Origin of the sequence: Paractinoplanes brasiliensis, from assembly GCF_004362215.1 — a bacterium.
GTDB lineage: Bacteria > Actinomycetota > Actinomycetes > Mycobacteriales > Micromonosporaceae > Actinoplanes > Actinoplanes brasiliensis.
In genome coordinates this window covers 5534281-5558388 of the sequence record NZ_SNWR01000001.1, presented here as the reverse complement: position 1 = coordinate 5558388, position 24108 = coordinate 5534281, and the positions used below count along the sequence as shown (strand labels likewise).

At 72.5% G+C, this 24108-nt stretch carries 18 protein-coding genes; 5 read left to right on the top strand and 13 right to left on the bottom strand.

Features of this window, described 5'->3' with window-relative positions; translation table 11 throughout:
- Positions 1-159: 159 nt before the first annotated feature.
- Positions 160-783 (bottom strand): HAD family hydrolase, encoded by a 624-nt coding sequence (locus tag C8E87_RS25165; protein ID WP_307870615.1) that lies wholly within the window; start codon positions 781-783, stop codon positions 160-162.
- Positions 784-843: 60 nt separating this feature from the next.
- Here C8E87_RS25165 and C8E87_RS43810 point away from each other — a divergent pair, with 60 nt between their 5' ends.
- Positions 844-987, top strand: a complete 144-nt coding sequence (locus C8E87_RS43810; RefSeq protein ID WP_166661236.1) for a hypothetical protein — start codon at positions 844-846, stop codon at positions 985-987.
- Positions 988-1109: 122 nt separating this feature from the next.
- Here C8E87_RS43810 and tuf read toward each other — a convergent pair whose 3' ends face one another.
- From tuf to C8E87_RS25140, 5 genes are all read right to left on the bottom strand, one after another.
- Positions 1110-2300 (bottom strand): elongation factor Tu, encoded by a 1191-nt coding sequence (gene tuf, locus C8E87_RS25160; protein WP_133875368.1) that lies wholly within the window; start codon positions 2298-2300, stop codon positions 1110-1112.
- 279 nt (positions 2301-2579) lie between these two features.
- Positions 2580-4397: a serine/threonine-protein kinase gene (locus tag C8E87_RS25155; protein ID WP_239080028.1), complete on the bottom strand. Its 1818-nt coding sequence runs from the start codon at positions 4395-4397 to the stop codon at positions 2580-2582.
- A 113-nt stretch (positions 4398-4510) separates the two neighbouring features.
- Positions 4511-6610: a hybrid sensor histidine kinase/response regulator gene (locus C8E87_RS25150; protein WP_239080029.1), complete on the bottom strand. Its 2100-nt coding sequence runs from the start codon at positions 6608-6610 to the stop codon at positions 4511-4513.
- A 68-nt stretch (positions 6611-6678) separates the two neighbouring features.
- Complete coding sequence (locus tag C8E87_RS25145) at positions 6679-7593, bottom strand: SIR2 family NAD-dependent protein deacylase (protein ID WP_133875366.1); 915 nt, start codon at positions 7591-7593, stop codon at positions 6679-6681.
- A 16-nt stretch (positions 7594-7609) separates the two neighbouring features.
- A complete protein-coding gene (locus C8E87_RS25140) occupies positions 7610-8623 on the bottom strand; it encodes a DMT family transporter (protein WP_133875365.1) in 1014 nt (337 codons plus the stop codon).
- Between the two features lie 269 nt (positions 8624-8892).
- Here C8E87_RS25140 and C8E87_RS25135 point away from each other — a divergent pair, with 269 nt between their 5' ends.
- On the top strand, positions 8893-9975 hold the full coding sequence (locus tag C8E87_RS25135) for a lytic polysaccharide monooxygenase auxiliary activity family 9 protein (protein WP_133875364.1): 1083 nt from the start codon (positions 8893-8895) through the stop codon (positions 9973-9975).
- Positions 9976-10148: 173 nt separating this feature from the next.
- Here the strand turns inward: C8E87_RS25135 and C8E87_RS25130 are convergent, their stop codons facing one another.
- Both C8E87_RS25130 and C8E87_RS25125 read right to left on the bottom strand, forming a co-directional pair.
- Complete coding sequence (locus C8E87_RS25130; RefSeq protein ID WP_133875363.1) at positions 10149-11012, bottom strand: glycoside hydrolase family 88 protein; 864 nt, start codon at positions 11010-11012, stop codon at positions 10149-10151.
- Positions 11009-11947 carry a ribose-phosphate diphosphokinase gene (locus C8E87_RS25125; RefSeq protein ID WP_133875362.1) on the bottom strand — a complete coding sequence of 313 codons (939 nt, stop codon included), beginning with the start codon at positions 11945-11947 and terminating at the stop codon, positions 11009-11011. Before C8E87_RS25125 ends, C8E87_RS25130 begins: the two co-directional genes overlap by 4 nt.
- Before the next feature lie 68 nt (positions 11948-12015).
- On the opposite strand from C8E87_RS25125, the gene C8E87_RS25120 reads away from it, so the two are divergent.
- Entirely contained in the window at positions 12016-12858 is an 843-nt protein-coding gene (locus tag C8E87_RS25120) for an ABC transporter ATP-binding protein (RefSeq protein WP_133875361.1), read from the top strand.
- On the opposite strand, the gene C8E87_RS25115 is transcribed toward C8E87_RS25120, so the two are convergent.
- The 4 genes from C8E87_RS25115 to C8E87_RS25100 form a co-directional block, all read right to left on the bottom strand.
- The gene (locus C8E87_RS25115) at positions 12855-13508 is read right to left on the bottom strand and encodes an ABC transporter ATP-binding protein (RefSeq protein WP_133875360.1); all 654 of its coding nucleotides are present in this window, start codon (positions 13506-13508) and stop codon (positions 12855-12857) included. The two genes, C8E87_RS25120 and C8E87_RS25115, sit on opposite strands and share 4 nt — an antisense overlap.
- Before the next feature lie 12 nt (positions 13509-13520).
- Complete coding sequence (locus tag C8E87_RS25110; RefSeq protein WP_133875359.1) at positions 13521-16508, bottom strand: FtsX-like permease family protein; 2988 nt, start codon at positions 16506-16508, stop codon at positions 13521-13523.
- Positions 16505-19528, bottom strand: a complete 3024-nt coding sequence (locus tag C8E87_RS25105; RefSeq protein WP_133875358.1) for an FtsX-like permease family protein — start codon at positions 19526-19528, stop codon at positions 16505-16507. Before C8E87_RS25105 ends, C8E87_RS25110 begins: the two co-directional genes overlap by 4 nt.
- 67 nt (positions 19529-19595) lie before the next feature.
- A complete protein-coding gene (locus tag C8E87_RS25100; RefSeq protein ID WP_239080030.1) occupies positions 19596-20594 on the bottom strand; it encodes a magnesium transporter CorA family protein in 999 nt (332 codons plus the stop codon).
- 36 nt (positions 20595-20630) lie between these two features.
- Between C8E87_RS25100 and C8E87_RS45695 the strand changes: the two genes are divergently transcribed.
- Positions 20631-20801 (top strand): hypothetical protein, encoded by a 171-nt coding sequence (locus C8E87_RS45695; RefSeq protein ID WP_239080031.1) that lies wholly within the window; start codon positions 20631-20633, stop codon positions 20799-20801.
- Positions 20802-20891: 90 nt separating this feature from the next.
- Here C8E87_RS45695 and C8E87_RS25085 read toward each other — a convergent pair whose 3' ends face one another.
- The gene (locus C8E87_RS25085; protein ID WP_133875357.1) at positions 20892-21140 is read right to left on the bottom strand and encodes an SCO4226 family nickel-binding protein; all 249 of its coding nucleotides are present in this window, start codon (positions 21138-21140) and stop codon (positions 20892-20894) included.
- A gap of 83 nt (positions 21141-21223) precedes the next feature.
- On the opposite strand from C8E87_RS25085, the gene C8E87_RS25080 reads away from it, so the two are divergent.
- Positions 21224-24076, top strand: a complete 2853-nt coding sequence (locus C8E87_RS25080) for an ATP-binding protein (protein ID WP_133875356.1) — start codon at positions 21224-21226, stop codon at positions 24074-24076.
- The last annotated feature ends 32 nt before the right edge of the window (positions 24077-24108 follow it).

The following is a 24108-nucleotide window of genomic DNA, read 5'->3' as shown; positions in this document are numbered from 1 at the left end:
CAACAACAGCCCAGCTCAACTGACGCCACCCGCAACACCAACAACCCAACTCAACCGACGCCACCCGCAACGCCGACGGTCCTGCTCAACTGACGATCAGCCGGAGGCGGCGCGGGCGGTGCTGCTGACCTCCAAGTGGGGTGTGAGCCACGCGATGGCTCAGCCGACGCCTCCGGACGAGCTGACCCCGGACGGGTGCCGCTGCCACGGTGGCGGCACCCGCACCGCGGCCATCCCCGCCGCGGCCGCCGCCTGCATGCCGTAATCGGTGTCCTCGAAGACGACACACCGCGAAGGCGCAACCCGCAGCAAAGAAGCCGCGGTCAGGAAACACTCCGGATCCGGTTTGCCGTTCGTGTAGTCGCCCGCGCACACCATCACCTCGAACCGGTCGAGAAGCCCCAGAGCGGTCAGCGAGGCGGTCACCGATTCGCGGCTGCTGCCCGACACGACGGCGAAAGGCACTTCCCCGTACGCGGAAAGAATGTGCTCCAGAACTTCGGGAACCGCGCGCACCGAGGGCAGCAGCTCCTGGAAGAACCGCTCGCGGCGCGCGTCCACGACGTCGACCGGCATGGCCAGCCCCTGCTGTGCGTTCAGATCCGCGATCACCGAGGCGGGTGTGCGGCCGCCCCAGGCATAGAACAGCTCCTCGCCGAACTCCGCGCCGTATTCCGCCAGCGCGCGCCGCCAGGCCAGATGGTGCACCGGCATCGAGTCGGCGATGGTGCCGTCGCAGTCGAACAGGTACGCGTCGAACTCGCCCTCGGGCAGCGGCAACATCACGCCGCAACTGTAGATCGCGCCTCTGTCCGGATCGGGGGTCCGCCGTTCGTCGGAGACATGAGCCACGTCTTCGACCGGGAGGCCCCGCGTGCTGATCGGCTGGTCGTCGATCACTTCGACGTGGTCAGCGAGAACGCGGTGCGGACAGATCCGGTCGAAGCCCAGCACCGGCCGGGCAGATCGGGCTGGCCGCCACGATGACCGCGGTGATCCCGCTGCTGCTGCTTGCCCTGGTGCTCTTCAACGACAACCAAGGCCGCCGGCCGTTGCTCTTCAACGACAACCGGGGTGACCGGCCGTGAGAGCCGGCCACCCCGGGGACCTCAGTCGAGCAGCGCCGTGACCGTGCCCGCGGCGACCGTGCGGTTGCCCTCGCGTACGGCGAAACCGGCGCCCACCTCGAGCGCGACCGGCTTGCCCAGCGTCACCGTGACCTTGTCGAGCGTGTCACCCGGCATCACCAGGTCACGGTCGCCGAGGTCCAGCCCGCCGGACACGTCGGTGGTGTGGAAGTAGAACTGCGGCCGGTAGTTCGCCTCGAACGGCGTGTGCCGGCCACCCTCCTCCTTCGTCAACGCGTACATCCGCGCCTCGAACTTCTGGTGCGGCGTCACCGAACCCGGGATCGCCACGACCTGACCGCGCTGCACCTGCTCACGCTTGATGCCGCGCAGCAGGATCGCCGCGTTGTCGCCGGCCTCGGCCGTCTCGAGCGACTTGCCGAAGGTCTCGAGCCCGGTCGCCACCGAGGCGACTGTCGGCCCGAGCCCGACGACCTCGACCGGGTCGCCGACGCGCAGCGTGCCCCGCTCGACCTTGCCGGTGACCACGGTGCCGCGGCCGCTGATCGTGAGCACGTTCTCGATCGGCATCAGGAACGGCTCCCCCAGCTCGCGCGGCGGGATCGGCACGTACTCGTCGACCGCGTCGAGCAGGTCGACGATCGACTGCACCCACCGTGGGTCGCCCTCGAGGGCCTTGAGCGCGCTGACCCGTACGACGGGAACCTCGTCGCCGGGGAACCCGTACTCGCTCAGCAGCTCCCGGACCTCGAGCTCGACCAGGTCGAGCAGCTCCGGGTCGTCGACGGCGTCGCTCTTGTTGAGCGCCACCACCAGGTGCGGCACGCCGACCCGCTGGGCGAGCAGCACGTGCTCGCGGGTCTGCGGCATCGAGCCGTCCTGCGCCGACACGACCAGGATCGCCCCGTCGACCTGAGCCGCGCCCGTGATCATGTTCTTCACGTAGTCGGCGTGGCCCGGCATGTCGACGTGCGCGTAGTGCCGGTTCGGCGTCTCGTACTCGACGTGCGCGATGGTGATGGTGATGCCGCGGGCCGCCTCCTCCGGGGCCTTGTCGATGCCCTCGAACGCCACGTACCGGTTGGAGGCCGGGTCGCGGTCGGCGAGAACCTTCGTGATGGCGGCGGTCAGGGTCGTCTTCCCGTGGTCGACGTGCCCCATCGTGCCGATGTTGACGTGCGGCTTGCTGCGGATGAACTGGCTCTTGGCCATGGTTTTTCTCAGTCCTCACTGGATGCAAGGGCAATGGAAGGGTGCGCGCCGTGTTGCCAGGCAGGACGCGCCAGAACCGCGCAGGGTCGAACCACCCTCCCCCTACGGTTCTGCTGCTGCTCGGGGAAGGGTCAGATTCGCGTATCGACGCCGCCGGCGGCGGGAACGCACACGGGAGCCGCCCCGAGGGGCAGCTGCAGACCGAGCGCGAACATGGTGATCACGGTAGGCCAGAACGCAGAACCCCTCCACCGTATTTCCGCCTGTGCGGGTGGGCCGTCACCAGGTGAAGGTGGCGCCCCTGGACTCGCCCTGGATGGTTCGGCCCTCGCGTTCGTAGGTGAAGGACACGACCACGGCGTACGAGCGGCCCCGTGCCGGTTTGGCGGCGGCCGGGCCGCAGCTGCGGGTGGCCAGGCGGTCGCCCTCGAAGACGAGGTTGTCGCAGGTTTCCGGGTGGCCCACGGATCGGCCGGTGCTGTTGTCGCGCAGGGCCACCGTCATGCGGCCCCGCGCGCCCGGGGCGCCGGTCAGCGATGCCTGGTAACGGATGTCACGGCCGGTCATGCGGCAGGGCTTGGCGATGAGGCCGGTACGGCTGGCCATGTCGACCGCGAAACTCTGGTTGCACTCCCACGGGCCGTACGGGCGGGCCTCGGTCTGCTGCGACCGGGTCGGCCTCGGCCGGGGTTTCGGCTTGGTGTTGCCGGGTTCGTCGGCGCTGCGGGGTTCATCGGCGCTGCCCGGTTGGGGGCCGGGTTCTGCGCGGGCGGACGCGACGGGCGAGGGCGGGGCGAGTGGGCGGGCACGGCCGCCGGCGAGCGAACGGGCGGCGGGACGACCGGGTGGGGCGGCCGACGGGCCGGGAGCGGCTGGGGGCTCGGTGCGGGCGACCGTGGAGGGCCCGGCGGCCACCACCTGCGGGGCGGCCAGGTCGCGGGGGCCGTCGTCGGCTCGGCCCAGGTTCCAGGCGGTGACGGCGACCAACGCGCCCGCGGTGGCGGTCAGGGCCCAGCGCCAGGCGGGGGCGGCGTTGCGGCGGGACGGGGACGGGCGACGCGGGGCGGGGACGATCGAGGCGGGTGGGGGAGGCAGCAGGGGCCCGGAGCGTACGGGCTCGATCGCGGGTTGCAGGATCGGCTCGGGGCGGCGGGACGGCTGGTCGAGCAGTGACTCGTACGAGGGTGCGGGCAGGGCCGGGATGTCGGCGAAACGGCGGGCGGCGTCCGAGAGGTCAGCCACGAGTTCGGCGGCGGTGGGGCGCAGGCGGGGCTTCTGCTCCATGCACGCCATGATCACGTCCCAGATCGGGGCGGGGATGCCGGGACGGCGTACGGGGCTGCCCTCGAGGTGCCGGCGCATGAGGTCGGGAATCGAGTCGCTCAGGTACGGCGGGTGGCCGCTGACCAGCTCGTAGAGGAGCACGCCGAGCGCGTACACGTCGGTCGCGGGACTGGCCGTGGCGCCGTGGAACGCCTCGGGTGACATGTAGTGCGGGGTGCCGACGACGGCGTTGGGCGTGGTCATGCTCGGCGTGTTGAGGATGCGGGCCACGCCGAAGTCGGTGAGCCGGGTGTCGGGGCGGCCGTCCGTGATCGCCAGCAGGATGTTGTCGGGTTTGACGTCACGGTGCACCACGCCCAGGTCGTGCGCCTCGGCCAGCGCGCCGGCCACCTGGGCGGCGAGCCGGGCCGCCTCCCCCGCGGGCACGGGCTGCTGCTCGCGCAGCAGGTCACGCAGGCTGCCGCCGCTGACCAGGTCCATCACCAGGCCGATGGTCTCGCCGACGCTGAACAGGTCACGCACGCGCACCACGTTGCGGTGCCGCAGCATCCGCAGGATCGTGCGCTCCTGCACGAACCGGGTCACCAGCTTGGGCTGCCGCAGCAGGCTCTCGTGCAGCAGCTTCACCGCCACCGACTGACCCGAGGTCCGATCCAGCGCCTCCCACACCGTGCCCGTCGCGCCCTGCCCGATGGGGCGTTGGAGCACGTACGAGCTGCCGACGCACCGCCCGCTCAAGTCCATGGTCGACGTGCCGTACGTCTCGGCGCGTACTCCGACGCTCGACCGTTCCGACGTGCGATCCTGGGTCACTCGAAGGTCCTTCCGAAGCGGACAGTGCCCCGGAATACTGCTTTTTGTCCGGATCGATTGGCAAGCCCTCGCGCTCGGTTTCGCACCTTCGGTCCGGAGTCACAAGATCCCCGTTACTTGGCGGTGGCGCCCTCGTTCGAAGCAGCAGAGGCACTTCCCGCCGCCGCGCTTCCCGCTGAGGCGTTTCCGGCCGCTGCCGAAGCCGGCGACGGTTGCGGGCCGCACAGGGTCCGGATCGCGCCCAGCAGCGTCGACCGGGTGAACGGCTTCTCGATCAGCATGCTGTTGTCGTCCAGGTGCAGCTGCGGGCCGAGCGACGCCGCCGTGTAACCCGACATGAACAGCACGGGCAGGTCGGGCCGGTGGGTGCGCAGCGCGTTGGCCAGCTCGGGGCCGGTCATCGTCGGCATCACCACGTCGGTGATCAGCAGGTCGGGGTGCTGACCCGCGGACACCTGGGTCACGGCCTGCAGCGCGTCGGTGGCGACCGTGATGGCGTACCCGGCCGGCTCGATCAGCCGCTGCACGAGCTGGGCCACCTCGGGCTGGTCCTCGACGATGAGGACCCGGCCGATCACCGCGGGCGCGCCCTGACGTCCGGTGGCGGCGGCCGTCCTCTCCTCGGCGGCGGGCAGATAGAGGTGGACCGTCGTGCCCATGCGAGGCTCCGATTCCAGCTCGATGTGGCCGCCCAGCCCCTGCACGATGCCCGCGGTGGTGGCCAGGCCCAGCCCCGCGGCCGTCGGACGGGTGGTGAAGAACGGCTCCAGCGCGCGCTGCCGCACCTCGGCGCTCATGCCCACGCCGGTGTCGGTGATGACGATGTGCACCAGCTTGCCCGGTGGCACCCCCTCAGGGCCCCGGCCGGCCTCGACGACCTCGTTCATCGCGGCCACCCGCAGCATGCCGCCGTGCAGCATCGCGTCGCGGGCGTTCGCGGCCAGGTTGACCAGCGCCTGTTCCAGCGGGCCGCGTTCGGCGCGCACGGCCCACACGTCGGGGCCGAACGCCAGGTCGAGGCCGATGTGCTCGCCGAGCGTACGGGAGAACAGGCTCTGCACGTCGGTGAGCAGGTCGGGAATCGGGATGATCTCGGGCCGGTTGCCGTCGCTGCGGCCGAACGCGAGCAGCTGATGGGTGAGCGAACGGCCGGTGCTGACCGCGTCGAGGATGTCGGTGGCCAGCTTGTGGTGCTGGCTGCCCTTCTCGGCCGACGACGAGATCATCTCGGCCGAGCCGCCCACCACTGTCAGCAGGTTGTTGAAGTCGTGCGAGATGCCGCCGATCAGCTGGCCCAGGCTGTCGAGCCGGCGCAGATGGTCGAGCTGCCGCTTCAGCCCGCGGGCGTCGATGTGGTCGGTGGTGTCGGTGACCATGCAGACCACGCCGCTGAACGCCCCGTGGTCGTCGGTCAGCGGCATCATGCTCATCCGGACGGTGCGCTGCGAGCCGTCCGCGCGCATCAGCCGGGTGCCGCCGACGGTGGAGCGGCCCTCGCGGCACTCGCTGATGCGGCGGTCCAGCTCCTTCTGGCCCTGGTCGTTGAGGAAACCCCGCAGCGAGACGCCGACGAGCTGGGAACGCGGCATCCCGAGCACCACGCCGATCGGTTCGTTCGCGTACGTGACCACGCCGTCCACGTCGAGCTGCAGAACACCCTCGGGGATCGTCTCAAGGACCCGGCGGTACCGCTCCTCGGCAGCGCGCAGGCGTTCCAGGGCCCGGGCGCTGGAACAGGCGAGGGCCAGCTCACCGGCGATGTCGCGGGCCAGTTCGACCTCGGCCGCCGAATAGAACGAGCCGGGCGCCTCCCGGGTCAGAACCAGATAACCCGCGTACGTGTTGTCGACGATCACCGGGCACAGAACGGCCGAGTGGATCTCGTGTTCCTCGCCCGCCAGCGGTTCGACCCCGTCGCCGGCCAGCACGATGGGCCGCCGGCTGGCCGCCAGCGCGGTCGAGAATTCGTCGTCGGGGAGCTGGTCGACGTGGTCGAGCACCCGCGACATCGACGCCGACCGCTCGTCGTTGATGTGGTGGTAGGTGATCGAGTCGTAGCGGCCGTCGTCGCGCAGCAACTGAACGCCCGCGCCGTCACCGATCATGTCGGCGGCGGCGCGGGCGGCCGTGGACTGCACCGCGGCCGGATCGTTGGAGACCCGGCTGAGAGCCAGGGCGAGATCGGCAAGCGCGTACCGGAGGGGGTAAGCCATGACACCCATGACGACATGATCCGTGTCTCACGGGGTGCGTGGTGCCGGTTCGCCAGGTTTGCAACCATTCATCTGATGATCTTCGGGAGCACCTCCGCGGCGGTGCCCCGCAGGTTGAGCGCACAGACACCGTCGAGCGGGGTGGGCCGCGGATTGACCTGAATCACGGTGCCGCCCAGCTTCGCCGTCACCTGCGGGATCTCGGCCGCCGGGTGGACCACGCCCGCGGTGCCCACGGTGATCAGCACATCGGCGTTGGCCGCGGCTTCAACTGCTTGCTCAAGAGCGTCCCGGGGCAGTGCCTCACCGAACCAGACAACCCCCGGCCGTACGGGCTCCCCACAGCCCCCACAAGCAGGCGGCGTCCGCGGCCCCTCCCGCAACAGCGAGCCCGTAGCAGTCTCCGCGGTACCCGCGGCAAGCTGCGTGGCGCCGGCGGTGAAGTCCGCAGCGCCCGCGCCGGTCAACTCCTCTCGACTGCACGAGTTTTCGGCATTTTCCCGGTGCTCGGAAAGAGGCACAGGCGGGCGGTCAGTGGTCGCGCGGGTGACGGGCATCTCGGCCGGGCGAACGGGGGCGGCCTGGGCAGCGACGCCGAAGGGCATGCCGCAGGCTGAGCAGCGTGGGGTGAACAGGCTGCCGTGCAGGTGGATCGGGTGGGGTGAGCCGGCCCGCTCGTGCAGGTCGTCGACGTTCTGCGTGATCACGGCGCAGTTCACACGGGCGACCGCGAAGTGGCCGGCATGGGGATGGACGCGTTCGACCAATTCGCGGCGCCACTCGTACCAGCCCCAGACCAGGGCCGGGTCGCGGGTGAAGGCCTCGGGCGTGGCCAGCGCCTCGGCGTCGTAGCGGGACCACAGGCCGGTCAGCGCGTCGCGGAACGTGGGGACGCCGCTCTCGGCCGACATGCCGGCCCCGGTGAAGACCACGAGCCGCTCGGCTCCGGCGATCAGCTCGGCCGCGTGATGCAGGGAATCCATCGCACGAGTGTGCCGGTCACGCCGCCCGTGCGCCGACCGATACCAGCGGGCCACGAGCCGGGAGCGACGGCGCGGCACGGGCCGGTGAAGTGTGCGCATGCTCGAGCGAACCGGCCGGGTGATCCCGCAGCGGCTGGGAAGACGACGCCGGCTGCCCGGCCGATCGCGCCCGCTGCGAGCACGGCCCCACCGCCCCGCGGCCCCGCAGTCGTCGCCTGGACGGGCGAGCCTGCTGCACAACCGGCTGGGCTTGGGCTCCGGCCAGCTTGAAGACGCCGAGGGTGAGGATCACGGCGCAGGCCAGCACGACGACGACACCGGCCGCGCCGCCGGAGAAGCGTTGCTGGAGCAGGGTTATGCCGATGAGGGCGGCTGTCACCGGGTTGGCGACGGTGCCGACGGCCAACGGGGCAGCCAAGCCCGTCCGGTAGGAACGCTGGGTGAACCAGACGGCGGCGACGTTGAGGGCCACCACGGCGGCCATCCCCGCGCCGACGGCCGCCGCGCCGGAATCGAGGCGCAGGGTGATGGCCTGGGTCAGAGCCGACGCCACGCCGAAGCCCATGCCACCCACGGCGGCCGCGCCCAGACCGGGCAGCCGCGGACTCAGCGCGGCCCAAGCCATGATCGCGCCGGCGGCGAGCGCCACGGCGAAGCCTTCGCGCATCGAGAGGGCCTGGCTCGAAGAGCCGCTGACGGCGACGAGCGCAACCAGCGCGCCCGTGGTGAGCGCCGTGCCGGTGAGCTCGGCCCGGGTCACGGAGCGGCGGGCCACGGCGGCGGCCAGCGGAACCGCGGCCACCAGCGTGAGCGCCCCGAGCGCCTGGACGAGGGTCAGCGAACCGTAGCGCAGGGCCACGACGTGCAGCAGCGCCCCGAGGCCGTTGCTGGTCATGCCCAGCCACCAGCGCGGGTTGCGCAGCACCGGCCCGGCGGCTGCCTGCTGTTGCAGCAGGGCCCCGGCCGCGTAGGCCACGGCCGACACCACACACAGCGCCACCGCGACGACGACGGACCAGGCAGGAATCATGGTGATCAGCCTTCTCCGCGGGCGGCCCGCACGCATCGGCCCAGCGCAGTAACTTGCCTACACCCCTCGCAGTAGTGGCACCCTGCCGTCCTACGCCTTTCGGCCGATGCGCCGCCCCGGCGCGAAACGAGTTATTGACATTCATGGATTCTGTGCGACCGTGTTACGGCACCCCGCCGGTGTTCTTGTTACGGGAGTTGAGGGCAGCTCCCGACGGTCCCCCTTTGGCCTGTCCACCGGGCCACCAACCATGCGGAGCACATGCCCTCATGAAACGCAGAGCCATCTTCAGCGCGGCCGCCGGCGTCCTCCTCGCCGGCCTGACCGTTCTCTTCGCCCCCACCTCGCCGGCCAATGCGCACGGCAACATCACCGGCCCGGCTTCGCGCAACTACGGCTGTTACGAGCGCTGGGGCAGCAAGTTCCAGGATCCCGCCATGGCCACCGAGGACCCGATGTGCTGGCAGGCCTGGCAGGCCAACCCGAACGCCATGTGGAACTGGAACGGCCTGTTCCGCGAGCAGGTGGCCGGCAACCACCAGGGCGCCATCCCGGACGGCCAGCTGTGCAGCGGCGGCCGCACCGAGAACGGCCGCTACAACGCCATGGACACCGTCGGCGACTGGAAGGCCACCAACGTCGGCAACAGCTTCAACGTCAAGCTGTTCGACGGGGCGCGGCACGGCGCCGACTACATCTGGGTGTACGTGACCAAGCCCGGGTTCAACCCGGTCACCCAGGCCCTGAAGTGGTCGGACCTGACCAGGGTGTCCGAGATCGGCAACACCCCGGCCGCGCAGTGGACCCAGCGCGCCGACGGCGTCGAGATCGACGTGCCGGTGTCGTTGTCGGGCCGCAGCGGGCGGGCCGTCGTCTACACGATCTGGCAGGCCAGCCACGCCGACCAGTCGTACTACTTCTGCAGCGACGTGAATTTCGGCGGCACGACGACCACCCCGCCGACCACGCCGCCCACGACCCCGCCGACCACGCCTCCGACGACGCCCCCGACCACCCCGCCCACGACTCCCCCGACGTCGACCCCGCCCGCGACCGGCGCGTGCTCGGCGTCGTACGCGCTGAGCAGCCAGTGGTCCGGCGGCTACCAGGCCGAGGTGAAGGTGACAGCGGGTTCGGCCGCCATCAAGGGCTGGCGGGTGACGCTGTCGTACGGCAGCTCGCAGACGGTGCAGCAGTCGTGGAACTCGACAGTCACCGCGAGCGGCTCGTCGCTGGTCGCCACGAACGCCACGTACAACGGCGCTCTGGCGGCGTCCGGTTCGACGAGCTTCGGCTTCATCGGCTCGGGGACGGCATCGACGCCGACCGTTACGTGCACCGCCACCACCTGACGAAACTGCCTCTGGCGCCACGCCGGGCAAGCCGTTAAAGTCGGCTTGGGAGCGCTCCCAACCGAACGGTGAACCCGGCGAAAGGAGCACGGCAACGACCGGCGGATCAAAACAACAGGGCTGCGGGGGACGGTGTGTCTGCCCTCCCCGTCCCCCGTATCAAAAGCCCCGCACTACAGTTTCCCGGCGGCCACGGTCGCCACCAGGTGAAAGGCCTGCGCCTCGGCCGAGGTTCCCGCCCGGTCGAACGTGGGAGCACCACAAGCACCCCGCACCAGCCCGTACGCGTCCACCTCGCGCGCGGCCGCGGCCAGCAGCGAACGACCCACACCCTCGTACGACGCCGGCAACCACCCGTCGTGAACCCCGGTCAGGGCCGCGTACGCGAACATCTGCGCGGCGTTGGTCTCACGGAACGTCGACGGATCGTCCAGCACGTCGTGGAACAACCCGTCGTCGCGGCGAAACCTCAGGCACGCGTCCAGCACCTCCCGGGCATGCCCCGGCAGCTCGGTCGCCAACAGCTCGGGCGCCAGCCGTACGGCTCGGGCAATGCCCGCCACCACCCAGCCGTTCCCGCCGCCCCAGCGCTGCGGCCGCCCCGGATCGGCAGCGGAGTAGACGCCGTCCCGGCACAGCACCCGCCGATGCCCACGGACCTGGCGCACGACCTCCTTCAGCTCGCCCGAGCACGCCAGGAACGGCAGCACCATGTAGATGCTGTCGGCCCACACCTCCGCCCGTACGTGGAAAAGAGTGCCGTCCGTGGCGCGCGGGGCCTCGGACAGCAGCCACGTCAACTGCCGCCGGGCGGCGCCGGCGAAACCGGCCCGTACGACCGCCTCCCCGCACGCCGCCCCGTTGACCAGGTTGTCGTCGGGGCCGCCCAGACGACCGTCCGGGGCCTGCCGGGCCACCGCCGACTCGGCCATCAGCCGGGCCAGGTCGTCGCGCCCCAGATCCAGCGCGGCCTGGGAGGCGACACCCTGTTCCCAGCTCTGCCGCTGCATGGCCAGGAGCGCGTCGAGCACCCTCATGCGAACAGGGCGCTGACGGACTCGCCGTTGTGGATGCGGCGCATCGCCTCGGCCAGCGCGGGCGCCACCGACAGAATCGTCAGCTTGTCGGTGCGTCCACCGGCCGGAACCGGCACCGTGTTCGTGCAGACGATCTCCTCGATCTCCTTCTCCTCCGAGAGCCGCTGCACCGCGTTCGCCGCGAACAACCCGTGTGTGCAGGCCACCCGTACGCTGCGGACGTTGCGCTCCCGCAGCCGGTCGAGCAGCTCGAACACGGTGCTGCCCTTGGCGATCTCGTCGTCGAGCACGATGACGTCGCGGTCGGCCACCTCACCGATGATCGTGCTGATCACGACCTTGTCGTCCGCGAACCGCTGCTTGGCGCCGGCCGCGACGCCGACCCCGAGCAGCCGGGCGAAAGCGGCCGCCTCCTTGGCGTTGCCCAGGTCGGGCGAGACGACGACCGTGTTGCTCAGGTCGTACCCGCGGAAATGCCGGGCCAGTTCCTGCAGCGCGTGCAGGTGGTCGACGGGGATGTTGAAGAAGCCGTGCACCTGCGGCGAGTGCAACGTCATGGCGAGCACTCGGTCGGCGCCAGCGGTGGTCAGCAGGTCGGCGACCAGGCGGCCCCCGATCGAGATGCGTGGGGCGTCCTTCTTGTCACTGCGCGCGTACGCGTAATGCGGCAGGACGACCGTGATGCGCCCCGCCGAGGCGCCCCGGGCCGCGTCGAGCATGAAGAGCAGTTCGACAAGATTTTCCTGTACGGGCGGAACCAGCGGCTGGATCAGGAAGACGTCCCGTTCCCGGCAGTTGGCCTGCAGCTGCACCTCGATGCAGTCGTTGGCGAACCGGGACGTACGGGTGGGAAGCAGCGGCACCCCGAGGTGGTCGCAGATCTCGGCGGCAAGGTCTGGATGGGCGGATCCGGAGAAAACGGCGATGTCACGCACGTGCCTCACCCTAAAATGCCGGGCCCGAGGGGACGAAACGCGGCCCCGGGGAACGCTAGGTTGGCACGATGAACGGACTCGCTGTCGCCTGCCGGCGCGTGGTGCACATCTATCGGGCCGAGGCGGGCGACGTGGTGGCCCTGGCCGGGGTCGACCTGTCGATCGCCCCGGGTGAGACGATCGCGCTGGTCGGGCCGTCCGGGTCGGGAAAGTCGACGCTGATCGCGCTGCTGGCCGGTCTGATGCGGCCGTCGGCGGGGCGGATCAACATCGGCACGTACGACATGGGCAAGCTCTCCGACGGCGAGATCTCCCGGCTTCGCGGCACCGAGATCGGCGTGGTCCTGCAGGGCGCGGCCCGCAACCTTCTCCCGTACGCGTCCCTGCATCGCAACATCTGGCTGGCACAACGCCGTGCGGCGCACACCCGCGGCATCACGCTCGACGACCCCGACCGCATCCTCGACCTGGTCGGGCTGCCTGGCCAGGGCCGTCAGCGCCTCGCCGACCTGACCCCCGGCGGCCGTCAACGCGCCGCGCTCGCCGTCGGCATAGCCACCGGCCCCGGCCTCCTGCTGGTCGACGAGCCCACCAGCCGCCTGGACACAGCCGGCCGCGACGAGGTGCTGGCCGCCATGGAGACGGTCAACGCCGAACGCCAGACCACCATCGTGGTGGTCACGCACGACAACGAGGTGGGCGCCCGCCTCGGCCGAGCAGTAACCATCCGCGACGGCCGCGTGGGCGCCGAGGGCCGCGACGGCCAGGACTTCGCCGTGGTCGCGGGGGACGGCACCGTGCAGCTGCCGCCCGAGGTGCTCGGCTCGTACCCGCCGGGCACGCTGTTCACCGTGCAGCACCTCGACGGCGAGGTCACCCTCGTCCCGGGCGGCACCGAAACCGTCGTCTAGGCACGCACCCAGACGGCTTCGCCGTCGCCCAGGTGCAGCTCGCGGTCGCAGGCGGCGGCGGCTTCCGGGTCGTGGGTGGCGAAGACGACGGCGGCGCCGCGGGTGGCTTCGGCTCGCAGCAGCTCCATGACCCGCTGGCGGTTGGCCGCGTCGAGCTCGCTGGTGATCTCGTCGGCCAGCAGGATGTCGCCCCGCAGGGCCAGCCCACGGGCGATCGCCGTGCGCTGCTGCTGCCCACCCGACAGTTCCTCGATGAGCTGGTTGGCCTGACCGGAGAGCCCCAGCGGCTCGAGCGCCTCGGCAGTGCGCCGGCGCGCCTCGGCCGCGGTGCCGCCGGTGGCGATGACAGCGACCGAGATGTTCTCGGCCGCCGTCAGGATCGCCGCGAGGCCGTTGTCCTGCGGGATCAGCACGACGCCGAGTTTCACGGCCTGGTCGCGGCCGGTGAGCCGCTCGCCGTCCACGAGCACCTCGCCGGCGACCGGGGGCAGCAGACCGGCCATCGCGCTGAGCAGAGTCGACTTGCCGGCCCCGGACGTGCCGGTGACGGCCAGGATCTGCCCCGGGCGGGCCTCGACCGACAGGCCCCGCAGCACCGTACGGTCGCTGTCCCAGGCGAGGTCGGCCCCGACGACGCTGAGTGTCTTCACGCAGTGGTCCCCTCAGGAAGGCGTTATTCGACGGCGGAGATCGCGGCCCGTGGCCAGGGCCACGGCGGCGAGCACGACGAGCACGAGCACCGTCACGCCGACCAGGAGCAGCACCCGGGGCCAGGACGGCAACGGCAGCTGGACCGGGTCGACCCCGGCCAGCGGCAGCGCCCACGCCGTCGCCGCCCACCCGGCCAGCGCGATCAGCATGCCGGTCACCGCGGCGATGCCGACCAGCGCCGGATAGGTCCACAGCGTGGCCCGGCTCATGGTCGGGCGGCGCAGGCCCTGCACGCGCAGCGCCGAGAGATCCTCGACCCGGCGGGCCCGGTCGACCGCGGCCGCCAGCACGAGGACGAAGGCGCCGAGCAGCACGGCGAGGCCGCCCGCGAGCAGGTGGAACCAGAGCGAAAGGGCCGGGCCCTGCTCGGCGAGCTGACTGAGGACCGTGGCCGACCGGGTGTCGGAGCGGATCTTCAGGCCCTGGGCGGTCAACCTGTCGACCACGTCCGCCGGCGCGCGGGCGTTGAGCCAGATCTCGGGCAGCAGGGCCGGGGTGGCGTCGGTGGCCAGCCGGTCGGCGTACTCGAGGTCGACCAGGCTGGCGTGCTCGCCCAGGCGCGGCACGGCGGGCAGGCCGACGACCCCGGTGACCGCGATCGTCCGGCCGTCGAGACCGGTCAGCACGTTCCCGGGCGGGCGGCCCCCCGCGTATCCCACGGGCAACGGGTAGGGCGTGTCGACCGGCTGCGCCCAGGCGCCCTCGGGCATCGCGCCGGGCTCGTCGACCTCGATGCGCAGGCCCTCGGGGGTGGCGCTGATCCGGCCGTGCCGCTCCATCCGCCATCGGCCCGCGTCCGTCAGCCCGGAGGAGCCGCCGCTCACGCTCTCGATGGTCACCTCGCCGGTCACGCCGACCACGTTGCCGTTGACCTGGAGCTGGAAACCGTTGACGCGGCAGCCCTGTTCGCACGCGTCGACCCGCTGCCGGTAGACCGACTCGCCCAGGCGCAGGTCGCCCAGCGCGACCTTGGTCTCGCCGAGCCCGGTCAGCGACGAGACGGACACGTTGAGCCGCAACTCCTTGCCCTTCACGATGCCGGCCGCGGTTGCCTTGACGCTGAGATCAGGCCCGCCGATCGTGGGCGCGGCGGGCGCCTCCGGGCGCAGCGCGCGGGCCACCTCATCGCTCGGTGGCGCGTCGTCGGGCCAGGTCGGCACGGTGGTCAGCCGGGTCGAGTCGACGGCCAGGCCCAGCGGCTCACGGCCGTCGCTGTTGCGCAGCCGGGCCGCCGCCATGGCGAACCGGCCCTCCGGGTCGACCTGCCGTACCGCGTGCAGCAGCCGGCTGCGGTACACCGGTTCCACCTCGAGCACGCGGGTCGCGCCGACACCGAGCTCGGCCTGGACGACCCGGCCCCGGGCCGCCACGTCGATCGCGCAGGTCGCGTACCCGGCCACGGCCACGGTCGCGACCAGCAGCGCGAAAAGCCGCTGGGCGCCGGGACGGCGGGAGAGCTGGAAGCCGGCCAGCGCGGGAGCGAGCCGGCCGGCGGCAAGCGCCCCGGCGGCGTACCGGGTGACCAGCGGCAGCAGGGCCCGCCCGGCGAGTAGAGCGAGCGCCAGCATGACCAGGGCGGGGGCAAGCAGGCCGATGCCGGTGAGGGACCCGTCGGTGATCACGAGTTGCCCGACGGAGACGACGGCGAGCAACACGATCACGGCGTCCAGCGTGATCGCGCGGTGGCGGCCGGCGGTCACCGGGCGCTGCAGCAGCGTGACCACCGGGCTGACGAGCTGGCGCCGCTGGGCCAGCACGGCCGCGGCCAGCGCGGCCAGGGCGGCGTAGGGCGCGTACCGCAGGGAGGCCCAGCCCTCCTCGATGCCGACGCCGGGGAACCGGGCCGCGGCCACCGCGTTGACCAGCAGCTGCCCGGCCAGGCAACCGGCCACGGCGCCGACCACGATCGCCGCCAGGCTCTCGCCGATCGCCAGCCACCACCGGGTCCACCAGCGCGCGCCGCGCAACGCGACGACCGCCAGCTCGGGCCGGCGGCCCTCGGTGCCGTAGCCGACCGCCAGGAAGATGCTGAAGCAGGCGAGCAGCACGAGCGGGACGGCCAGCACCGGCACCAGCAGGTGGGCCGTCGCCCGGCCCGAGTCGATGCGGTCGAGCAGGGCCGGGATGGCGGTGTTGACCTGCAGGCTGGGGCCGATCTCGCGGGCCTTGTCGATCAGCCCCTGCAAACCGGCCCGCAACTCACCGAGCCGGTCGGGGTCGAGCGCGCCGGGGCCGGCCAGCCCGTCGACGGACAGGTCGGTCAGGCCGTGGTCCGTCGTGTTGAACGTCGTCGCACCGGTGAAGACGGGCTCCGCGGCGCCCACGCCGGGAAGGGTGGCGAAGTAGCCGTGGGTGCCCCAGTACACGTCGTCGGGGTCGTCGACCTCGTAGGTGCCGGCGACGACGAGCCGCCGGGGTTCACCGTCCGGCACCCACTGCGGCCGCGGCATCTCGACGTACGCCGCGAACCTCAGGGAGACCTGGTCGCCCGCGGTCAGACCGAGACGCCGGGCCGTCGCCGTCCCGACGACGATGTCGTCCTCGCCGACCAGGCAGCGGCCGGTGAGGATGCGGAGGTGGGCGCAGACGTCCTGCCGGAACACCATCCGGTCGGCGTTGCGGTCGTCCGGCCGGAGCCCGATGACCGGGTAGGACGAGCCGAAGATGTAGGTGAACCCGGGCAGCTCGATCAGGGCGGGACCGACGTCGGTGAAGTCGGGTGCGCCGCTGTCTTGCCGGGCGTCCTGCATGCCGGTGATGACCAGGCTGCGCTCGGCGGGCGTGGACGTCTGGATCTGGCCGGCCGCGATCGCCCGGTCGATCGCCGTCAGGTAGGCCGGCGAGGCGACGGCGGAGGCGACCGCGAACAGGGACAGCAGGGCCAGCGTGACGGCCTGTCCCCGCCTGGTCCAGACCATGGCCAGCACCAGCGACATCATCGGCCCGTCATCCCTCCGCGAAGCCCACGCACCAGCGGCAGCACCGAGAGCCACCCGACCAGGCCGAGCAGCCCGAAGGCGATCAGCCCGGCCAGCCCCACGGCCGGCCACCCGAGAGCGCCCGGCAGCGGCAGCACGTCCCACCCGTCGGTGAAGCCGCGCACCGCCACGCGCGCCAACGGGTCGGCGATCACCGCCGCCACCAGCCCCACCACCACACCCGCCACGATCAGGACCCATGCCCCCGCGTACGCCGTGCCGACCGCCGCTGAGAGCGGGAGCCCCTGCAGACGCAACACCCGCAGATGCTCGAGCCGCCGGCGCCGGTCGACCGCGCCGGCCACCCCCAGCGTCGCGGCCGCCAGCAGCAGCCCGACCGCCCCGCCGAGCAGCCCGAACCGGGCGATCGCGGCCGGTCCCTGCTCGGCCAGCCGGCTCGACCGGCGAGCCACCGTGTCCTCACCGGTGACGACGAGTCCGGCCCCCCGGAGCGCCTCGACCACCCCCGGGCCGGCCCCGGGCGCGAGCCAGACCTCGAACTCACCGGGCACGTCGGCGTCGCCGGCGATGCGGCGGCTGGTCTCGAGGTCGACGAGCAGACCCCTGGGGCCCAGGGCGGGCAGCACGCGAGCGGCGCCTTCGACCCGGACCGGAACCGGCTGGTCGCCGAGCGACGACATCGACGGCTCCTGGAACCGCCACTCGCCGGGCGGCGGCCCGGCCAGCACGACCGGCGGCGGCATGACACTGTCCACGGCGTACACGTGAATGCCGGCATCGGGGCTGCCGAACCCGTTCTCGTCGCTCGCGATGCGCAGCCCCTCGTCCACCGTGGCGATGTCCAGGGCCGCGACGTCCGTGCCGGACCGCCACCGGGCGATGTCACCGAGCCGGCTGCGGCCGAGGATCTCGGCCGCCGGACCCTGCTGGGTCAGTTCCCGCAGGGTGACAGCGCTGCCGGCCGGAGGAGGCGGGACGTTGCCGTTCGCGTCGACCGGGGCGCTGAACTGCCAGCGCAGGATGCGGCAGCCGGGCGCCGCCCGGCACCCGGTGACCGGCGCGGTGAGCGACTGCTCGCCCCGGCGCAACGTGCCGAACCGCACCTGGACGGCCTCGCCGGTGCCCTCGTGCTGCAGCGACAGACCCAGCGCGACCGGTTCCCGGCTGTCGTTGCGCAACCGCAGGGTGAGTCGCTCGCCGGTGACGGCAGGCGTGGGATCGGGGCCGGGGTTTTCGGCGGTGGCTGCGGCGAGCAGGCCGGGCGGGCCGTAGACCGGTCGCCAGTTCGCCACCCGGGCCAACCGGGAGCTGTCGACCGCAAGCACGGGCGGAATGCTGTCGCGGTCGACGACCACGGCCATGGCCTGATCGCCCTCAGGGTCGGCTCGGCGCACGGCGTGCAGCAGCGTGGTGCGGGTGGGCGTCCGTACCGTAAGCACCCGCTCGGCACCCAGCTCGGCCTCGCTGCGCTCAGTCCGCGCACGGTTGTCGCCGAGGGCGAGACCCAGGGTGGTGGCGAAGAGGGCGACCGCGACCACGACGAAGGCGAACACCCGTTCGCTGCCGGGCTGCCGCGAGACCTGCACCGACGTGAGGCCGAGCCGCAGATGACCCGAGCGCATCGCCCGGCCGCCCCCCTGGGAGGCCACGCGGCCGAGCAGCCGGGCCACCAGCAACGCCACCGCCAGCGCGACCAGGCCCGGCGCGGCGAGCGCCAGCCCGCTGTCGGGCGCGCTCGACCGGGCCTGATAGACGGCGGCCACCGCGATCACGAGCAGGAGCAGGTCGGCCAGCCCGCCACGCCAGTCGCCGCGGCCCGAGCCGACCTCGCGCAGCAGGTCGGCGACCGGGCGGCGCAGCGCCACGGCCTCGACCACGGCGAGCACGACGAGACCGCCGAGCAGCACCGCGGCCACCGCGGCCACCGAGAGCAGCAGCGCCGCCCGCTGCTCGGCGACCGTGGCGACGGGACCGGCCAGCCACCGTCCGAGCAGGTAGCCGAACGGCAGGCCGATCAGCGCGCCCGCGCCGAGCGGCACCAGGTGCTGCCCCCAGGCCAGCCGCAGCGTCGCGGACCGGGTGCTGCCACGCAGCTTGAGCAGGGCGGCGTCGCCGCGCCGGTCGCGCCCGGTGTAGTGGCCGGCCAGGCCGATCGCGAACCAGGTGAGCACCAGCGTCTGCGCCATGGCGACGACGACGCCGACCTTGATCTCGTGCCGGTTGCGCTCGATCGCCTCGAGCAGCGGCCCGGTCGCGTTGACCAGCCGCAGTCCCGAGGCGGCAAGGCCCGCCTCGGCCTCGCGCAGCACCGGGCCGAGCCGGAACCCGTCCTCGCCGCGCAGCAGTTCGTCCGGCACGGTGAGGTCGAAGGTGACGGTCGGCTCCCCGAGCTGTTCCCGCTGGAACGTCGCGATCGGCGTGAAGGCGGGGTCGAGGCTGCCGCCGTTCGCCTCGAACAGCGAGTTGCCCCAGTAGGCGCCGTCCGAGTCGTTGTAGGTGAACGTTGCCACAACAGTCAGGACGATCGGGGCCGAGGCGAGCGACGCCCGCAGCGGCAAGGGATCACCGATCCGCAGACCCAGCCGCTGCGCGGCGGCCACGCTGATCGCCGCCTCCCCGGGCGAGGCGGGACAGGCGCCCTCGAGCTCCACGTGGGCGCAGAAATCCTCGCGGAAGGCGAGGTTCATGGACGGGTTGCCACCGCCGAGGCGGGCCGTGAGCGGCAGGGCCAGCCCGGTCACCGGATCGGCCTGGGGCAGCGGCAACTGGCCCTGCACCCTCGAGGTGAGGTCGTCGATCGCGGCCCGAGGGTCGCCCTCGGTGTCGGCAATCTGCCGCACCGACAGCAGCCGCTGCTCGGCCGGGGCGGCGGTCACGTCGGCCGTGGCCGCGCGGTTCATGCCGGCGTAGGCGAACCACGGTCCGGCAGCGGCGACGGCAGCGGCCAGCGCGGTGAGCACCAGCACGGTCAGCACCTGGGCCGTGCGGGTCCGCACCGCGCCCCAGATGAGCGTGAACATGAGTGCCTCCCCCGGCCGGATCACCCGGGAGGTTACGCGACCCGGGAGGCCTCCGGGTGCCCGCGGCTCAGAGCCAGCCGCGGCGTTTGAGATAGAGGTAGAGCAGGACCGAGACGGCCAGGATGGACGCCGTGCTCACCAGAAATCCCGAGAACTTCTCGAAGCCGGGGTACGGCAGGTTCTGCCCGAAATAGCCGGTGATCGCGGTCGGCACGGCGATGATGGCGGCCCAGGCGGCCAGCTTGCGGGTGGTGTCGTTGAGAACGTTGCCCTGCTCGGCGGTGTCCGCCTGCAACAGGGCGTCGATCCGGTCGCGCAGGTGCTCGACCTCGTCCAGGGTGTGCTGGGTGTGGTCCTCGACGTCGCGGTAGTACGGCCGCAGCTCGGCGTCGACCAGGCCCAGATCGGCCCGCATGGCCTGGCCCACCAGCTCGGGCATGGGCGCGACGGCCCGGCGCAGCGCCGCCAGCAGCTTGCGTTGGTCGATGGCCTTCATGCGTACGGGTCGTGCGGCCCCGCCCTCTTCGAGCAGCGCGTCCTCGACCTGGTCCATTGCCGTGTCGAGGCGCTGGGTGGCCGCGTACTGCCCGTCGACGACCACGTCGAGCAGGCCGTAGAGCAGGAAACCGACCCCGTCGGCGGCGCCCAGGTCGGCCACGGTGTCCCAGCGGTCGACGAACTTCGAGGTGTCGCTGGGCGACTTGCGCACCGTGATCAGGGCCCGGGGCGTGACGAAGGCGCTGATCTCCGTCTTGCCGAAGCGCGTCTCGGATTCCCTGGTCGCGATGTCGACGGCGTACACGTTGAGGAAGACGTGGTGGGGGTAGCGGTCGAGTTTGGGCCGCTCGTGATCGGTCATCGCGTCCTCGACGGCCAGCGGGTGCAGCTGGAACTCCTCGGCCACCCGTTGCAGGTCGGCGGGTTCGGGCGCGAACAGGTCGAGCCACAGCACGGCGCCGGGGTGCTTCTCGAGCATCCCGGCCACCTGGTCGTAGCCGAAGTCCTGCGCGATCACTTTGCCCTGGTCGTAGAGGCGGGTCGCGGTCGGGCACGAGGGGGACGTCACGTACCCACTATGCCCCCGCCCGGCCTACGCTGAGCCGTGACCTGGCTCGACCAACTGCTGACCGCGTTCTACACCGCCAAGTGGCAGGTGACCGCCGATCAGGCGATCTATTACCGCGAGATCGTCGGCAACGCCTTCGGGCCGAGCTGCTGCACTTCGGCTACTACCCCTCGGCAATCCTGTACGCCGTCTACGCCGCGTTCGTGATCTGGGGCTTCGTGGTCTGGCTCCGCCTTTCCCGTACGCCGGAACGGCCGCCCGCCCGGAAGCAGGCGGCCCTGCCCGCGTAGTTCCGGCTCAGACCTCGGTGGACAGCTCGTAGATCTCGGTCGTCGGGTGGCCGGCCCGCTCGTGGATCCGCATGACGGCCTCCTTGCTCGGCCCCGAACTCAGGCAGAAGACCTTGCCCGCCTCCGGGTCCAGCCAGGCCCGCTCGAAGTGGACGCCCTCCTCCCCCTCGATCTTGAGGTCGGCGTCGTGCGCGTCGGCCAGCTGCTGCGGGGTGACCCCGTGGAATCCGCTGTGTACATCCATGAATTTCGCCATGCCCCCAGGTTGGTGTCGGCGGGACGGTCGGACATCGGTCAGAGCACCTACGAAGGCCCGGTCGGACGACCTAAAGTTCGGGCGTGGTGGCCAGCCCCGTGCTCATCGGCCGCGAGGACCTGCTCGCCCTCGCCGACCGGCGCCTGGCCGCGCCCACCGGCGAGCTGCTGTTCCTCGCCGGTGAGGCCGGCATCGGCAAGACCCGGCTGCTCGCCGAGATCGTCCGCCGGGCCCGTGCCCTGGGTTACGCGGTGGCCGGCGCCGCCGCCGCGCCGGGCGACGTCGAGGTGGCCGGGGGCCTGCTGGCCGACCTCGGCGCCGAGCTGCGCCGTGACCCCGAGACCGCGGCGGCCGGGCAACGCCTCGGCGAGCGGCTGTACGAGCTGGCCGAGGGGGACGCGGCCCACCGGCGCCGCCTGCTGGTGGCCGACCTGGCCGAGCTGATCGCAGGCCCCCGTCCGGCGCCCTTCCTGATCACGCTGGAGGACCTGCACTGGGCCGACGATCTCACGCTCGACGTGGTGGCCCGGCTGGCCCGGCATGCCCTCGCGAGCCGGCTGCTCGTGGTGGGCACGTATCGCAGCGACGAGCTCTATCCGCGCGTGCCGATGCGGCAGTGGCGCACCCGCCTGCTGACCCAGCGGCTCGCCGAGGAGGTGCGGCTTCCCCGCTTGGGCGCGGCCGAGACCGCCGTGCTGGCGGCCGCGATCACCGGTTCCGGGCTGGCCACCGCCGCGGCCAAGAGCCTGCACCACCGCAGCGACGGCATCCCCCTGCACGTCGAGGAGTTCCTGGCTGTCACCCCCGACCCCGGCCCGCCCTCCCACGGTGGCCTCTCCGAGGAGGTGCCCGAGACGCTGGCCGACGCCGTGCTGGCCCGCGCGAGCCTGCTCCGGCCCGGCACCCGCCGGCTGGCCGAGGCGGCCGCGGTGCTGGGCAGGTCGTTCGACCTCGACCTGCTCACCGCGCTGACCGGTGAGCCGCCGGACGCCGTGGACGAGGCGCTGCGCGAGCTGATCGAGAGTTTCTTCGTGAAGCCCGGCGCCGACCGGTCCGGCTACGACTTCCGGCACGCGTTGATCCGCGACGCCCTCTACGCCGACATCACCCCGCACCGGCGCCGCGACCTGCACGCCGGAGCGGCCGCCGCGGGTTTCCCGGACGCCCTGGCCAGCGATCACTACGAGCGCGCGGGAAGGTTCGACGAGGCCTTCCGGCACGCGCGCGCCGCGGCAAGCGAGGCGTCCGCGCTGTCGGCCCACCGCGAGGCCGCCCAGCTGTATCGCCGGGCCCGCCGCACCTGGCCGGCCGGGCTGCCCCGCGCCGAGTGGGCCGCTCTGCTGGTGGCGCTGGCCTGCGAACTGGCCTCGATCGACGAGAACGCTGAGGCCGCGGCCTGCTACGCCGAGGCGTACGAGGTGCGCCTGGCCCTGGGCGACGAGGCGGGCGCGGCGGCTCTCGTGCCCGACTGGGTGGCCGTACGGCACCTGCTCGGCGCGGGCCTCGACGAGCGGGCCGCGGCGCTGCGGGCGGCGCTGCCGCCGGCCGAGCACCCTGGCGAGATCCACGCCGAGCTGGCCGCGGCGTACATGCTGGACCGCCGCCTCGACGAGGCGCTCGCGGACGGCGAACGGGCCCGCGCCCTCGTCGTCGACGATCGGGTGCGCTGCCACCTGGACGCCACGGTCGGCTCGGTGCTGCTGTTCGCGGGCCGCACCCCGGAGGGCACGGCCCTGTTGCGCGACGCCATCGACCGGGCGTCCGGCCTGCGGCTCGAGGCCCAGGCGGCGCGGGCCTACCGGATGCTCGGCACGTCGATGTCGGTGCTGGTCGACTACGACACGGCCGCGACGACGCTGGCCGAGGGCATCGCCTACGCGGAGCGGGTGGAACAGTTCAACGACCGGCACTACATGGCGGCGCACCTGGCCCACGTGCAGTGGGCAACCGGCGACTGGGCGGCCGCCGCGACGACAGCCCGCCAGGCGCTGACCGATGGCCGCGGCGGGATCACGACCGAGATCACGGCCCGGCACGTCCTCGGTTATCTGGCGATGGGCGTGGAATCGTACGAGGAAGCGGTCTGTCACCTGGAAACCGCCGAGCGCCTGGCCGCGGGCATGCGCGAGCTGCAACGTCTCTCCCCCGCCTGGTGGGGCCTGGCCGAGACGGCGCTGGCCCAGGGTGATCACGGCACCGCCGTGAGCCGATGCGAACAGGGCTACGAGGCGTCGGCCGCCGTCCGCGATGCCGCCTACCTTTTCCCGTACGTCGTCACGGGCGTCCGGGCCTACCTGGCCCACTCGGGCGTCACGGCGGCCCGCGGGTGGCTCGACCGCACGTCCACGTTGCTGGAGCTGCGGTCCATTCCCGGCACCTTGGGCGCCCTCGACCACGCGGTGGGCCTGATCCAGCTGCACGAGGGCCAAACCGGCAAGGCCCGTCAGACGCTGGCCGCCGCGGCCGCGTTCTGGTCCGCCCGCCACCGCTTCTGGGAGGGCACCGCGGTTTTGCTCGACCAGGCCCGCTGCGCCACCCGCTCCCGACGCCCGGCCGACGCCGCCCGCTTCCGAGCCGCAGCCACCACGGCGTACGCCTCGGCCGCGGCAACACCACCCGGTCGCGACCCCCAGATCAGCAACCGCCCCGGTCGCGACCCGCAAATCAGCAACCGCCCCGGTCGCGACCCGCAGGTCAGCACCCGCCTTCCGGCGCCGAACGGCCGTCGCGCCGGATCAGACCTTCCCGGGGATCCGGTTCTGTCGGCGAGAGAGCTCGAGGTCGCCCGTCTCGTCGCCCGGGGACTGACCAACCGTGAGATCGCCGCCGCGCTGACGATCGCCCCGAAGACCGCAGCCGCCCACGTCGAGCACATCCGCACCAAACTGGGCTTCAGCCGCCGGACGCAGGTCGCCGCCTGGATCACCGCGCGCTGACCCGCAGCCGGGGACCGCGCCGCCGCGTACGG

Excerpts from the sequence above, each read along its gene's own strand:
- C8E87_RS25165 (WP_307870615.1), bottom strand. The coding sequence starts at position 783 with ATGTTGCCGCTGCCCGAGGGCGAGTTCGACGCGTACCTGTTCGACTGC.
- C8E87_RS25105 (WP_133875358.1), bottom strand. The coding sequence starts at position 19,528 with ATGTTCACGCTCATCTGGGGCGCGGTGCGGACCCGCACGGCCCAGGTG.
- C8E87_RS25140 (WP_133875365.1), bottom strand. The coding sequence starts at position 8,623 with ATGATTCCTGCCTGGTCCGTCGTCGTCGCGGTGGCGCTGTGTGTGGTG.
- C8E87_RS25120 (WP_133875361.1), top strand. The coding sequence starts at position 12,016 with ATGAACGGACTCGCTGTCGCCTGCCGGCGCGTGGTGCACATCTATCGG.
- C8E87_RS25150 (WP_239080029.1), bottom strand. The coding sequence starts at position 6,610 with ATGGCTTACCCCCTCCGGTACGCGCTTGCCGATCTCGCCCTGGCTCTC.
- C8E87_RS25135 (WP_133875364.1), top strand. The coding sequence starts at position 8,893 with ATGAAACGCAGAGCCATCTTCAGCGCGGCCGCCGGCGTCCTCCTCGCC.
- C8E87_RS25085 (WP_133875357.1), bottom strand. The coding sequence starts at position 21,140 with ATGGCGAAATTCATGGATGTACACAGCGGATTCCACGGGGTCACCCCG.
- C8E87_RS25110 (WP_133875359.1), bottom strand. The coding sequence starts at position 16,508 with ATGATGTCGCTGGTGCTGGCCATGGTCTGGACCAGGCGGGGACAGGCC.
- C8E87_RS25130 (WP_133875363.1), bottom strand. The coding sequence starts at position 11,012 with ATGAGGGTGCTCGACGCGCTCCTGGCCATGCAGCGGCAGAGCTGGGAA.
- C8E87_RS25145 (WP_133875366.1), bottom strand. The coding sequence starts at position 7,593 with ATGGATTCCCTGCATCACGCGGCCGAGCTGATCGCCGGAGCCGAGCGG.
- tuf (WP_133875368.1), bottom strand. The coding sequence starts at position 2,300 with ATGGCCAAGAGCCAGTTCATCCGCAGCAAGCCGCACGTCAACATCGGC.
- C8E87_RS43810 (WP_166661236.1), top strand. The coding sequence starts at position 844 with ATGAGCCACGTCTTCGACCGGGAGGCCCCGCGTGCTGATCGGCTGGTC.